The organism is Streptomyces shinuiensis (genome assembly GCF_043660855.1).
Classification (GTDB): domain Bacteria; phylum Actinomycetota; class Actinomycetes; order Streptomycetales; family Streptomycetaceae; genus Streptomyces.
This window is the reverse complement of record NZ_JBIHML010000001.1, coordinates 4,097,400-4,110,843: the sequence shown is the minus strand read 5'-3', so window position 1 is coordinate 4,110,843 and position 13,444 is coordinate 4,097,400. Positions and strand designations below refer to the sequence as shown.

The window sequence follows — 13,444 nt, the reverse complement described above, 5'->3', positions numbered from 1 at the left end:
GTTGAAAGGCTGACCCGAAGGCACCGTCAGAGGTGCCGTCAGCGGCGCAGCAGGACCAGGTCGTCGCGGTGGACGACCTCCCTCTCGTACGCGGGTCCGAGTTCGCGGGCCAGGTCGCGGGTGGAGCGGCCGATCAGCCGGGGGATCTCGCGCGCGTCGAAGTTGACCAGCCCGCGGGCGACGGCCCGCCCGGCGGCGTCCCGCAGCTCGACCGGGTCCCCGGCGGAGAACTCGCCCTCCACTCCGGCCAGCCCGGCGGGCAGCAGCGAGGTGCGCCGCTCGACCACGGCCCGTACCGCGCCGTCGTCCAGCACCAGCGCGCCGCGCGGGGCGGAGGCGTGGGCCAGCCACAGCAGCCGGCCGGCGGAGCGGCGGCCGGTGCGGTGGAAGTAGGTGCCCACGGGCCGCCCGGCGAGGGCGTCGGCGGCGCGGGTGGCGGAGGTGAGCACCACGGGGACGCCGGCCCCGGCGGCGATCCGGGCCGCCTCGACCTTGGTGACCATGCCCCCGGTGCCGACCCCGGCCTTCCCGGCGCTGCCGATCTCCACCTCGTCCAGGTCGTGCGGGCCGCGCACCTCCCGGATGAGGGAGGTGCCGGGGGTGGCCGGGTTGCCGTCGTAGAGGCCGTCGACGTCGGAGAGCAGGATCAGCAGCTCGGCGCGGACGAGGTGGGCGACCAGCGCGGCCAGCCGGTCGTTGTCGCCGAAGCGGATCTCGTCGGTGGCGACGGTGTCGTTCTCGTTGACGACCGGCACCGTGCCCATGGCCAGGAGCTGGTCGAGGGTGCGGTAGGCGTTGCGGTAGTGCGCGCGACGGCTGGTGTCGTCCGAGGTCAGCAGCACCTGGCCGACGCGCCGGCCGTAGCGGGCGAAGGAGGCGGTGTAGCGGGCCACCAGCAGTCCCTGGCCGACGCTGGCGGCGGCCTGCTGGCGGGCGAGGTCGCGGGGCCGCCCGTCCAGGCCCAGCGGCGCCAGTCCGGCGGCGATGGCGCCGGAGGAGACCAGCACGATCTCCTTGCTGTCCTCGTCCTCCGGGGCGCCGAGGCACCTGGCCACCACGTCCACCAGCGCGTCCACCCGGTCGGCGTCCAGCCCGCCGGCGGCCGTGGTCAGCGAGGACGACCCGATCTTCACCACGATCCTGCGGGCGTCTCGCACGTCCCGCCGAAGGCCCTGCTCTGCCGCTGCCACCTGCGCCGTCCCCTGTATGCGTTCTCTCGTCCGGTCGCTGTGCAATCTACGCGAGCCCCACCCCGGCCCGCCCGCCCGTTCCGACTCCCGGACGGTGCGCCCGATGGGCGCAACGGGGGCCCGGTGGCGTTTGCGCTCCGTCCGGAGCCGCCGGAGACTGACGGGCGTCCTCTCGCCAGATCACCCGACATGTCCGTTCCGTCACCCGGAGGGAAGGATCCCCGTGAGCCAGGTCTCCCCCGCCCCCGCAGCCTCCCCAAACACCCCGGGCGGTCCGGGCACCTCGACCGCCCCGGACGCCCCGGGGGCGCCGGGCACCCCGGCCCCGGAGAGAGGCGGACGGCCCCGGGAGCGTGATGCGTTCTTCGACAACGCCAAGTTCCTGGCCATCGTGCTGGTCGTCGTCGGGCACTCCTGGGAGGGGCTGCGCGACGGCAGCCGGGTCATGGCGGCGGGCTACCTGCTGCTGTACGCCTTCCACATGCCCGCCTTCACCATCGTCTCGGGCCACTTCTCGCGGAGCTTCTCCTTCCGGCCGCGCCAGATCCGGCGGCTGGTCACCGGGGTGGTCGTGCCGTACGTCGTCTTCGAGACCGCACTCAACATGTTCCGCGCCTGGAACACCGGCGAGGAGCTGAGGATCACTCTGCTGCACCCCTGGTACCTGACCTGGTTCCTCATGGCGCTGTTCGTCTGGCGGCTGACCGCTCCCCTGTGGCGTGCGCTGCGGCACCCCTTCACCGTGTCGGTCGTCCTGGCCGCCTTCGCCACCGCCTCCCCGGACATCGGCGGCGACCTGGCCCTGCAGCGGGTGCTCCAGTACCTGCCGTTCTTCGTGCTGGGCCTGCGTATGGAGCAGCGCCACTTCGAGGCGCTGCGGGACCGGCGGGTGCGGCTGCTCGCGCCGGCCGTCCTCGCCCTGGGCGCGCTGGCGGCCTACTGGGCCGTGCCCCGGATGAACCCGGACTGGTTCTACCACCGCTACGCGGCCCAGGAACTCGGCGCTCCCGGCTGGGCCGGGGTGCTGATGACGCTGGGGATGCTCGGCTGCTCGCTGCTGCTGAGCGCCGCCTTCCTGAGCCTGACGCCCTCCCGCCGCACCTGGTTCACGGCGCTGGGGGCCGGGACGCTGTACGCGTACCTGCTGCACGGCTTTCTCGCCAAGGGAGCGCACTACTGGGACTGGTACGAGGGCGGCTTCGTGAACAGCCCGGCGGGCTTCCTGCTCGTCACCGCCGCCGCGGCCGCTGTGGCCGTGGCCCTGACCACGCCTTTGGTGGTCAGGGCCTTCCGCTGGGTCATGGAACCGCGGCTGGAGTGGTTCTTCGCGCCCGACCGCCCCTCGGAGACCGGGCGGAGCCGGCGCGCCGCGGCCTCCGGCGCCTGAGCCGGAGGCGTCCTCGGCCGTCCGGCGAACGCGTGGCCGAAACCGGGGGCAACCATCCGGTCATCCCATGTGTCTTAACTTCTGGTTCAGATCGATTGCACCCGCAGGTCACCCAATCTTCGGGTTGCGCACGCTCTGCGCGCCTCGCGAGGGTTGCGCGGAACATCCGGATGTGTGGGCTCCTCAGACGCCGCCCGGCTCCGGCCCACTTCCCGACCGGCTGAGAGGATTGCCAACCTGACATGGACATACCCCCCCTTTCCGAAGTGCGCCGCCTCACCGAGAAGAAGCGCGATGCCTGGTGGACGGTGCTGCTCGTCGACCCCGTGGCCACACCCCTGGTCCGGTGGACGGCGAAGTGGACCCGGGTGACGCCGAACCAGATCACCTGGGGGGCGCTCTTCCTCGGCCTCGCCGCCGCCGCCTGTTTCGCACGCGGCGACTGGGAGTGGCTGCTGATCGGGGCCGGGCTCTACCACCTGAGCTTCATCCTGGACTGCATGGACGGCAAGCTCGCCCGGCTCACGGGGAAGGGCTCGGAGTTCGGCGGCTGGCTGGACTACGTGTTCGACCGGGTGCGGGTGCTGATCTGCGCCATCGCGCTGATGGGCGGCCAGTACTCCCGCACGGGGGAGGTGGCGTACGTCTGGCTGGCCCTCGTCGTGGTCTTCCTGGATGCCCTGCGCTACCTGGACGCGCTCCAGATCTTCAAGGTGCGCCACAGCATGCGCAAGAAGATCAGCGCCCGCGCCAAGGCCAGCCGCCGGGCGGCGAGGGCGCTGATGAGCGCCGAGGAACTGGAGCAGGACCGGGAGCGTGAGCAGCGCGAACGGGAGCGGGAGCAGGACCGGGAGAACGACGGCGACGAGGAGCAGGGGATCGCCTTCATGGAGGACCTCCTCCGTGAGAACCCCACGGCCGACCTCGACGACGGTCCCCGGCAGGACGGCCCGGACGCCGGGGCCGAGGGCGATGCGCAGGCCCGGCCCCGGGAGAAGAAGGTCATCGACCTGCACGTGGAGTTCAAGAGCCGGTTCCCCTGGTACGGCCGCTTCCGCACCTTCCTGCTCCGGCACCGCGTCCGCACCCACCTGGTGAGCGGTATCGAGTTCCAGATGGCCGTCTTCATCGTGGGCCCGATCCTCGGCACGATCATGCCGGTGACCATCGCGGCGGGCGCCCTGCTGATGGGATTCGAGCTCGCGATCATCTACAAGCTGCTGCTGTCCACCAGGGACTTCGAGCGCACTCTGGCCTCCTACCCGGTGCCCGAGGCCGCCGAGGTTCCCGAGGCCGCCCCGGAGACCGCGCCCGAGGCCGTCTCCGGCACCGCTGCCGGGATCCCGGCCCAGCCCGGCGGCCCGGCCGGGGAAGGCCTGCCGTCGCGCGACGGAGCCGCCGCGGGCCACTAGGAGGGCGGGACGCGCACGCCGCCGGGCGGGACGGTGAACGGGAGCGAGGTCCCCGTTCGCCGCCCCGTCCGGCGTTGCGCGAGGGCACCGCGCGAGGACACCGCCGCGGTGACCGTAGGATGAGCGCCGCAAACGCATCATCGAGTGGTCGTCGAACACCCCGTCGCATGCCGATCGCCGTTGGGGAACGGTGCCGGGAGGCCTCCGGAAGGCAGGGGGCGGACGGTAGGCGAGACGACACGTATGACGTCCCCTTCCTGGAGCGTGACCTGCCTGATGTCCGCCTCGTTCCCAGTCCTGAGGCTCTTCCGCAGCAAGAAACAGTCCGAGAGAGGTGCCGCCCGGCCCACCCCCCCGAGTTTCTCGGTGAAACACGCCCTGGCCCTTTCCGTCCTGCTGGGCGCGGCCTTCCTCGCACAGTCGCTGGGCGCGCTGCTGGCGGACACCGCGCTGTTCGTCACGGGCTCCTCGGCCGGTCTCCTGCTCGACCTGTACCTGGTGCACCGGCAGCCCCGGCTGGTCGCCGCGCTGGGCAGGCTGCGCTTCGACGTCACCACCCGCCAGCTGCTGCGTGACGCGCTGATCGTCGTCGGCCTGGTCCGGCTGCCGGGCATCGACCCGCTCGAGGAGCAGCCCCTGGCCCTGGCCCTGCTGGCCGGCTACTTCCTGCACCTGTGCTGCCAGGCGGCCGCACTGCTGATCAGGCGCCGGCGCACCCTCCCCTTCATCACCCGCAACGTCGACGCCTCCGCCCTGCGGCTGTCCTCCGCGCCGCCGCGGCTGCTGGCCCGCCAGCCCAGCCGCAGGCTGCTGTACTTCGCCCTGCCCGCCACGGCCGGTCTGATGGCCTCGGCCCTGACCGCCGAAGCCCTGTGGGGCCTGCTGGGGGTGGGCCTCACCCTGGCGCTCCACCTGGGCGGCATACTGCGGCTCGCCGCCTGGCTGCGGCCGGGCGCGCAGCCCGCAAACGAGCGGCAGGCGCTGGAGTGGCTGGACCGCTGGCTGGCCGAGTACCGGCCGACGGTGGCGATGTACTTCTCCGGTGGCGCCGCCTCCGCCTACCAGGCGAACATGTGGCTGGGCACGCTCTCCGAGCTGGAGGCCAGGCCGCTGATCGTGCTGCGCGAGCGGTTCATGGTGCAGAAGATCGACGCGACCGACGTGCCCGTCGTGTGCATCCCCAAGGTCGCCCACCTCATGCGGCTGGAGCACTCCTCGCTCAAGATGATGCTGCACCCGGCGAACTCCGGTAAGACCTCGCAGGTGCTGCGCATCCCGTCGATCAAGCACGCCTTCATCAACCACGGCGAGAGCGACAAGCTCTCCAGCTGCAACCCCTACGCCAAGGCCTACGACGAGGTGTGGGTCGCGGGCCGGGCCGCCCGGGACCGCTACCGGCTCGCCGACATCGGCGTCGACGACCGCGACGTGGTGGAGGTCGGCCGCCCGCAGCTCGCGCCGATCCGCCCGTACGCCGGGCCTCCGGCCGCGGACGGCACCGTCACGGTGCTGTACGCGCCCACCTGGGAGGGCTGGACCGACGATCCCGGCAACACCTCGGTCATCCTGGCCGGCGAGAACATCGTCCGCGCGCTGCTGGCGGACCCGAAGGTGCGGCTGCTGTACAAGCCCCACCCGATGACCGGTTCGGTGGACCCGCGCGCGGCCCGCGCCAACGAGCGCGTCCAGCGGATGATCGCCGAGGCCAACGCCCGGCGCTCCGGCCCGCGCCCCGGCCCGGAGGCCGCCGCCGAGCTGGCCCGCCGCACCGCCGCGCTGGACGAGCTGACCAGCACGGCGTTCCGGCCGAGCGCTGACGAGATGGAACGGATGCTGCTCCAGTCCACCCCGAAGGGGGACCGGGAGGCGGCGGTGGCGGCCGCGACGGCCGCCTGGGAGGAGGCCTACTGGGCGTCCTTCCCCGAGTGGGAGCATCTGGTCGTCACCGGGCCGCGGCCCGCCCTGTACGCCTGCTTCAACCGGTCCGACCTGCTGATCAGCGATGTCTCCAGCGTGGTCTCGGACTGGCTGGCCGGTGAGAAGCCGTACGCGGTCGCCAACACCAGCGGTCTGGCGGAGGAGGGGTTCAGGGCCGGTCTGCCGACCGTGCGGGCGGCCACGATCCTCACGCCCGACGCCGCCGGCGTGCCCGCCCTGCTGGACTCCGTCCGGGACCCGTCCCGGGACACCATGGCGCGGGCCCGTGCCGAGCTGAAGACGCACCTGCTCGGGCCGGCCGACCCGCCGTCGATCGTCCGCTTCGACCGGGCGGTCGCGGCGCTGTGCGCCAAGGCGGACAGGCGCCGCGAGCTGATGGCCCTGCGCACGGACGACGCCCCGGCGCCGCGGGTGGCCGCCGAGGCGGCCGAAGCCGCGGAAGCGGCCGAGGCCGGGCAGGAGAGCGACCCCAGCGACTCGGAGAACTCCCTCACCACCTAAAGCACCGGCCGGCGAGCCGCGAAGCGGCGGTGGCCCCGCACTCTCAGGGGAGAGGATGCGGGGCCACCGCCGCTTCCGGCGTCCGTGTCGTCCGTGCCTCGCCGCGGCTACTGCTCCTCGAAGGGGTCGAAGCCCTCGTACGCGCGCAGGGCCTCGTCGCGCTCCGCGTCGCGGTCGCGGCGGCGCTGGGCGGCCGGGCGGATGGTGTCCATACGGTGGTCCTCGCCGCGGCGGCCGAGCATCTCCGCGCCCGCGGCCACCGAGGGCTCCCAGTCGAAGACGACCGCGTTCTCCTCCGGGCCGATGGCCACGCCGTCGCCCTCGCGGGCGCCCACCTTCATCAGCTCGTCCTCGACGCCGAGGCGGTTGAGCCGGTCGGCGAGGTACCCGACGGCCTCGTCGTTGCTGAAGTCGGTCTGGCGCACCCAGCGCTCCGGCTTCTCGCCGCGCACCCGGAAGAAACCGTCGCCCTCCCGGGTGACGGTGAAGCCGGCGTCGTCCACGGCCCGGGGGCGGATGACGATACGCGTCGCCTCCTCCTTCGGCCTGGCCGCACGCGCCTCCTCCACGATCCCCGCCAGGGCGAAGGACAACTCCTTGAGCCCCTTGCGGCTGACGGCCGAGACCTCGAAGACCTGATAGCCGCGCGCCTCCAGGTCGGGGCGGATGATGTCGGCCAGGTCCTGGCCGTCGGGGATGTCCACCTTGTTGAGCACCACCACGCGCGGCCTGCCGTCCAGACCGCCGTACTGCGCCAGCTCGGCCTCGATGACGTCCAGGTCGGTCACCGGGTCGCGCTCGGACTCCAGCGTCGCGCAGTCCAGCACGTGCACCAGGACCTCGCAGCGCTCCACGTGGCGCAGGAACTCCAGTCCCAGCCCCTTGCCCTGGCTGGCGCCGGGGATCAGGCCGGGTACGTCGGCGATGGTGTAGACGGTCGCGCCGGCCGTGACCACGCCCAGGTTGGGCACCAGGGTGGTGAAGGGGTAGTCGGCGATCTTCGGCTTGGCCGCGGAGAGGACGGAGATCAGGGACGACTTGCCCGCCGACGGGTAGCCGACCAGGGCGACGTCCGCCACCGTCTTCAGCTCCAGGACGATGTCGCGGGTCTCCCCCGGCTCGCCCAGCAGCGCGAAGCCGGGCGCCTTGCGGCGGGCCGAGGCCAGCGCGGCGTTGCCCAGGCCGCCGCGTCCGCCGCGTCCGGCGACGAAGGTGGTGCCCTGGCCGACGAGGTCGGCCAGCACATTGCCCTGCCGGTCCAGGACGACCGTGCCGTCCGGGACGGGCAGCACCAGGTCCCTGCCGTCCGCGCCCGAGCGGTTGCCGCCCTCGCCGGGCTTGCCGTTGGTCGCCCGGCGGTGCGGGGTGTGGTGGTACTCCAGCAGCGTGGTCACGGACTGGTCGACGACGAGGACCACGTCCCCGCCCCGGCCGCCGTTGCCGCCGTCCGGGCCGCCCAGCGGCTTGAACTTCTCACGGTGGACGGAGGCACAGCCGTGGCCTCCGTTACCCGCGGCGACGTGCAACTCGACGCGGTCCACGAAGGTGGTCATGACGGGTGCCTCCAGGCTGGTGTTCGAGGGGTGTGCGGGGTGCGGATCTGCGGATCACGGGGGCGGCGCCGCGCGCCGGTGCGGCGGCACGGCGCCTGCGCGTGCCGCCTTCGTACAACGCACCGAGGGCGGAACCGCTTCCCCGTCCGTACGCGCGGGGCACGTACGGACGGGAGGCGGTCCGCCCTCGGAGGGTGCTGCGGGTCGTACCGGAGCCGGTGGTTACCCGGCGACCGGGACGATGTTCACGACCTTGCGGCCACGAGCGGTGCCGAACTGCACCGAACCGGCGGCCAGCGCGAACAGGGTGTCGTCGCCGCCGCGGCCCACGCCGGAGCCCGGGTGGAAGTGGGTGCCGCGCTGGCGGACCAGGATCTCGCCCGCGTTGACGACCTGACCGCCGAAGCGCTTCACGCCGAGCCGCTGGGCGTTGGAGTCACGACCGTTCCGAGTGGACGATGCGCCCTTCTTGTGTGCCATCTCTCCTCAGTCCCTTACTTCGTCGCCGGGGCGTCGATGCCGGTGATCTTCAGCGCGGTGTGCAGCTGACGGTGACCGATCCGCTTGCGGTAGCCGGTCTTGTTCTTGTACTTCATGATGTCGATCTTGGCACCCTTGTGATGGTCCACGACCTCGGCGTGGACCTTCACGCCGGCCAGGACCCACGGGTCGCTGGTGACCGCGTCGCCATCGACGATGAGCAGGGTCGAGAGCTCGACGCTGTCGCCGACCTTGCTGGTGGAGATACGGTCAACCTCAATGACGTCGCCGACGGACACCTTCTGCTGGCGGCCGCCGGTGCGCACGATCGCGTACACGCGGAACTCTCTCTCGCTCGTGGGTTGGGCCCCTGATGCCAGCCGCTCGCCACGGGCGGGGCCCGTGCGGATCCGAGTGGATTGAGCGGCCTCTCCTCGCGCTCACGCGACACCTCGCGGAGTGCGTGGAGGGATTTGCTCAGGAGCCTGGCGTGTCCATCGACACGCCGCGACGGTCAAGGTTACGGGGCTTTGTCGCGGAGGGTCAAACCGGCCCCGGACGCCGGTGGGCGTCCGGGGCCGGTCCTTCTTCCGTCAGTCCTCGGCCGGGGCCGAGACGGACGGCGGGTTCTGCTGCTCGGCCGCCGCGGTCTTGCGGGCGGCCGTCTTCTTGGCGGCGGTCTTCGAGGCGGTCTTGGAGGCGGTCTTGGAGGCCGCCGTCTTCTTGGCGGTGGCCTTCTTCGCCGTCGTCTTCTTGGCCGCCGACGCCGCGGTCTTCTTGGCGGCCGCCTTCTTGGCCGTCGTCTTCTTGGCGGCGGTCTTGGAGGCCGCCGTCTTGGCGGTGGCCTTCTTCGCCGTGGACGCGGTCTTCTTGGCGGTGGCCTTCTTCGCCGTCTTGCGGGCCGCCTTCTTCGCCGGAGCGGCTTCCCCGGCGGGAGCCTCCGCAGCGGGCTCCGAGGGAGCCTCCTCGCGGACCTCGGCCGGCACCTCGGCACCGGGCTCCGGTTCGGCCGCGGGCTCGGCGGACGGGACGGCGGGCTCGGTGATCTCGGCCGTCTCGGGGGATCCGGCCGGAGCCGCGGCACGGCGCACCACACGACGGCGGGGACGGGCCGGCGCAGCGGGCTCGGCGGCGGGCTCCCCCACCTCGGCCGGCTCCTCCGCCGGCGCCTGCGGCGCCTCCTCGGCCGCCGGAACCACCGTCACCGCGGCCTCCACCTCGCCGGCCGCCTTCGGCGGCCCCGCCGGAGCCGACACCTTGCGCGCACCACGACGCCGGGCACGCGGCGCGGCCTCCACCTCGGACGCCCCGGACACGGCGGCCTCAGGCTCAGCGGCCTCGGCCGGAGCCCCGGGGGCGGGCTCCGCCACCCCGGCCGGCTCCTCCGCCGGCGCCTGCGGCGCCTCCTCGGCCGCCGGAACCACCGTCACCGCGGCCTCCACCTCGCCGGCCGCCTTCGGCGGCCCCGCCGGAGCCGACACCTTGCGGCCACCGGTGCGCCGCCGCCTGCGTCCGCGCCGGGCGGCCTCCTCGGCCTCGGCGGCGCTGCTGTACAGCTCCTCGTCCGGGACGAACTCCGGCTCCGGCAGCGCCGCGGGCTCGGCGGCCTCCGCCGCCACCTCGGCGGGCGTCTCGGCCGCCGGCTCCTCCACGGAGGGTGCAGGGACCTCGACGGGGGCCTCCGGCTGCTGGGCCGCGGCCTTGCCCTTCTTCCTGCCGCGCTTGCCGCCACCGCCGCCGCCCTGGGTCTGCACCTGGTCCATGTGGACGATCAGGCCCCGGCCGTTGCAGTGCACACAGGTCTCGGAGAAGGACTCCAGCAGCCCCTGGCCGACCCGCTTGCGCGTCATCTGGACCAGCCCCAGCGAGGTGACCTCGGCCACCTGGTGCTTGGTGCGGTCACGGCCCAGGCACTCCAGCAGGCGCCGCATCACCAGGTCGCGGTTGGACTCCAGCACCATGTCGATGAAGTCGATCACGATGATGCCGCCGAGGTCGCGCAGCCTGAGCTGGCGCACGATCTCCTCGGCCGCCTCCAGGTTGTTCCTGGTGACCGTCTCCTCCAGGTTGCCGCCCTGGCCGGTGAACTTGCCGGTGTTGACGTCGATCACGACCATCGCCTCGGTGCGGTCGATGACCAGCGATCCGCCACTGGGCAGCCAGACCTTGCGGTCCAGCGCCTTCATCAGCTGCTCGTCGATCCGGTAGGTGGCGAAGACGTCCACCTCGGACGTCCAGCGCTGGAGCCGGTCGGCGAGGTCCGGCGCGACGTGCGAGACGTAGCCGTGGATCGTCTCCCACGCCTGGTCGCCGCTGACGACGACCTTGGAGAAGTCCTCGTTGAAGATGTCGCGGACGACCCGGACGGTCATGTCCGGCTCGCCGTAGAGCAGCGTCGGCGCACCGCCCTTGCGGGCCTTCTTCTGGATGTCCTCCCACTGCGACTGGAGCCGCTCGACGTCGCGGCGCAGCTCGTCCTCGCTGGCCCCCTCGGCGGCGGTGCGGACGATGACGCCCGCGTCCTCGGGGACGATCCGCTTGAGGATCTGCTTGAGCCGGGACCGCTCGGTGTCCGGCAGCTTGCGGCTGATGCCGGTCATCGAGCCCTCGGGCACGTAGACCAGGTAGCGGCCGGGAAGGGAGACCTGGCTGGTCAGCCGGGCGCCCTTGTGCCCGATCGGATCCTTGGTCACCTGGACCAGGACGGACTGGCCGGACTTGAGCGCGGTCTCGATCCGGCGCGGACCGCCGGACAGACCCAGCGCCTCGAAGTTCACCTCACCGGCGTACAGGACGGCGTTGCGCCCCTTGCCGATGTCCACGAAGGCGGCCTCCATCGACGGCAGGACGTTCTGGACCTTGCCCAGGTAGACGTTGCCGACGTAGCTGGTGGCCTGCTCCTTGTTGACGAAGTGCTCGACGAGGACGCCGTCCTCCAGCACCCCGATCTGGGTGCGCTCGCCGCTCTGGCGGACGACCATGACGCGCTCGACGGCCTCGCGGCGGGCCAGGAACTCGGCCTCGGTGATGATCGGGACGCGGCGGCGGCCCTGCTCGCGGCCCTCGCGGCGGCGCTGCTTCTTGGCCTCCAGACGGGTGGAACCCTTGATGGACTGCACACCGTCGGCGCTCTCGGAGGGCTCGTCCTTCTTCTTCCGCGGCTCGCGCACCTTGACGACCGTGCGCTCCGGGTCGTCCGGGGCCACCTCGGCGGCCTGGGGCTCGGGCTCTCCGCTGCGGCGACGGCGACGGCGACGGCGGCGCGAGGTGCTGCTGGAGGCGCCCTGGTGCTCCTCGGCCTCACCGCCCCGCTCACCGTCCTCCCGGCCGCCCCCGGCGGCCGCTCCTCCGGTCTCCCCGGTGCTCCCGCGGGTCTCGTCGACCTCCTCGCCCTCACCGGCGTCCTCGGAGGTCTCGGCGTCGGAGCCACGGCGACGGCGGCGCCCGCCACGGCGACGGCGGCGCGAGGGGCGCTCCTCGCCCTCGTCGGCCTCGCCCCGGCCGTAGGACTCCTCGTCCTCCTCGCCGCCTTCCTCGGCGGCTTCGGACCCGGCCCGGGTCTCCCCGGCCTCCGCGTCGTTCCCGGCACCCCCGGCGGCGGGCTGCTCGTCCCGCTCCTCCTCGGCGGGTTCGCCGCTCCTGCGGCGGCGGCGACGGCGGCGGGCCGCGGCGCGCTCCTCGCGCTCGGCCTCCGCGGTGCCGCCGGTCTCGGTCCCGTACTCCTCGGAGGTCTCCGGCTCCTCCTCCTCGGCGGACCCGGCGGCGGCCGCCGCGGTCTCCGGGGTCTGGAAGACCGGCTCGGCGAACACGGGCGCCCGGAACACCGCCATCGGTGCCATCGGCGGCTTCCTCCGGGAGCGCCGGGAAGCGGCGGGCCCGGCCTCGGCGGCGGGCTCCCCGGACCGCTCCGGCGTCTCGGTCCGCGCGGGCTTCTGCGCCTCCGCGGCCTCGGTGGCCTCGGCGGCCCTCACCTTCGCGGACTTCCGGGTCCTCGCAGGACGCTCAGCCCCGGCGGGTGCCTCTGCCGATACCCCGGCCGGCTCCTCGGCGGCGGGCTCCTGCCGCACGGGCTCCTGCCGCACGGGCTCCTGCTGAGCGGCCTTCTCGGCGGTCCTGCGGGTGCGCCGCCGGGCACGGGCGGGTGCCTGCTGCTCCTCGGCGGCCGGTGCGACGGACTCGGCGGGTGCCGCGGACCCGGCCGGCTCCGCCGCTTCGGCGGCGGGTCCCTGCTCCGCGCCCTCCCCGGCCGACTGCGGCGGGCCCGCGGGGGCGGAGGCACGGCGGGTGGCACGGCGGCGCGTACGCGCCGGGGCCGGCTGCTCCTCGGCCGCTGTCGGCTCGGGCGTCCCGGCTGTCTCGGTGGCGGGCCCGGTCTCTGCGCCGGCCGGCTCCGCGGTCACCACCGTCTCGGCCACCTGCGGCGATCCCGCCGGGGCGGAGGCACGGCGGGTGGCGCGACGCCGTGGCCGCGCGGGCGCGGCCTGCGTCTCGGCGGCGGGTTCGGCGGCGGGCCCGGGCTCGGCGGCCTGCGCCGGCGCGGCCCCGGCCGGTGCTGCGGCGACCGCCGTGGTGACGGCCTCCGGCTCGGCCGAGGCCGCCGCGGGCGGTCCCGCCGGGCGGGACACGGTGCGGCGGCGCCGGCGCGGCGGCAGCGTGTCGCTGGGGCTGCCCTGCCCGGCCTCCGCCTCTGCGGCGGTCACGGCGGGCGCTGCGGGTGTGGTGTCGATGTTCTCCGCGGGTGTGGACTCCGCGGATTCCATGGGTTCGCGCATGCGGACGGTTCTCCCGTTCACGCTCCCGGGCGCCGTGCCTCGATCCGGCCGGGCTCCGCGTGATGTCCGCGGGCCGCTGTCCGGGGCGCGGGCGCCGCACGGGAGCTGTCGTCTCGCTCGCCGGTTCCGTGCCGTCGGGCCCGGACACGGCGAAAGTCTGCTGGTGGATGCGCCTGCCTGACGGCCGGACCCGGGTGGCTCCCTGGTGCCT

The 13,444-nt window shown here is 73.8% G+C and carries 8 protein-coding genes; 3 read left to right on the top strand and 5 right to left on the bottom strand.

What is annotated here, in order from left to right; genetic code table 11:
* Positions 1–38 precede the first annotated feature (38 nt).
* Positions 39–1,157 (bottom strand): glutamate 5-kinase, encoded by a 1,119-nt coding sequence (proB, locus tag ACGRHY_RS18595; protein WP_394638113.1) that lies wholly within the window; start codon positions 1,155–1,157, stop codon positions 39–41.
* A gap of 256 nt (positions 1,158–1,413) precedes the next feature.
* On the opposite strand from proB, the gene ACGRHY_RS18590 reads away from it, so the two are divergent.
* The 3 genes from ACGRHY_RS18590 to ACGRHY_RS18580 all read left to right on the top strand — a co-directional run bounded on the left by ACGRHY_RS18590 (position 1,414) and on the right by ACGRHY_RS18580 (position 6,428).
* The gene (locus ACGRHY_RS18590) at positions 1,414–2,577 is read left to right on the top strand and encodes an acyltransferase family protein (RefSeq protein WP_394636442.1); all 1,164 of its coding nucleotides are present in this window, start codon (positions 1,414–1,416) and stop codon (positions 2,575–2,577) included.
* A gap of 242 nt (positions 2,578–2,819) precedes the next feature.
* On the top strand, positions 2,820–3,989 hold the full coding sequence (locus tag ACGRHY_RS18585) for a CDP-alcohol phosphatidyltransferase family protein (protein WP_394636441.1): 1,170 nt from the start codon (positions 2,820–2,822) through the stop codon (positions 3,987–3,989).
* Between the two features lie 366 nt (positions 3,990–4,355).
* Positions 4,356–6,428 carry a hypothetical protein gene (locus ACGRHY_RS18580; protein ID WP_394636440.1) on the top strand — a complete coding sequence of 691 codons (2,073 nt, stop codon included), beginning with the start codon at positions 4,356–4,358 and terminating at the stop codon, positions 6,426–6,428.
* A 107-nt stretch (positions 6,429–6,535) separates the two neighbouring features.
* Here ACGRHY_RS18580 and obgE read toward each other — a convergent pair whose 3' ends face one another.
* The 4 genes from obgE to ACGRHY_RS18560 form a co-directional block, all read right to left on the bottom strand.
* Positions 6,536–7,981: a GTPase ObgE gene (gene obgE / locus ACGRHY_RS18575; RefSeq protein ID WP_394636439.1), complete on the bottom strand. Its 1,446-nt coding sequence runs from the start codon at positions 7,979–7,981 to the stop codon at positions 6,536–6,538.
* 222 nt (positions 7,982–8,203) lie between these two features.
* A complete protein-coding gene (gene rpmA / locus ACGRHY_RS18570) occupies positions 8,204–8,461 on the bottom strand; it encodes a 50S ribosomal protein L27 (protein ID WP_394636438.1) in 258 nt (85 codons plus the stop codon).
* Positions 8,462–8,475: 14 nt separating this feature from the next.
* Positions 8,476–8,799, bottom strand: a complete 324-nt coding sequence (gene rplU / locus ACGRHY_RS18565) for a 50S ribosomal protein L21 (protein ID WP_093654483.1) — start codon at positions 8,797–8,799, stop codon at positions 8,476–8,478.
* 255 nt (positions 8,800–9,054) lie between these two features.
* On the bottom strand, positions 9,055–13,233 hold the full coding sequence (locus tag ACGRHY_RS18560) for an Rne/Rng family ribonuclease (protein WP_394636437.1): 4,179 nt from the start codon (positions 13,231–13,233) through the stop codon (positions 9,055–9,057).
* Between the last annotated feature and the right edge of the window lie 211 nt (positions 13,234–13,444).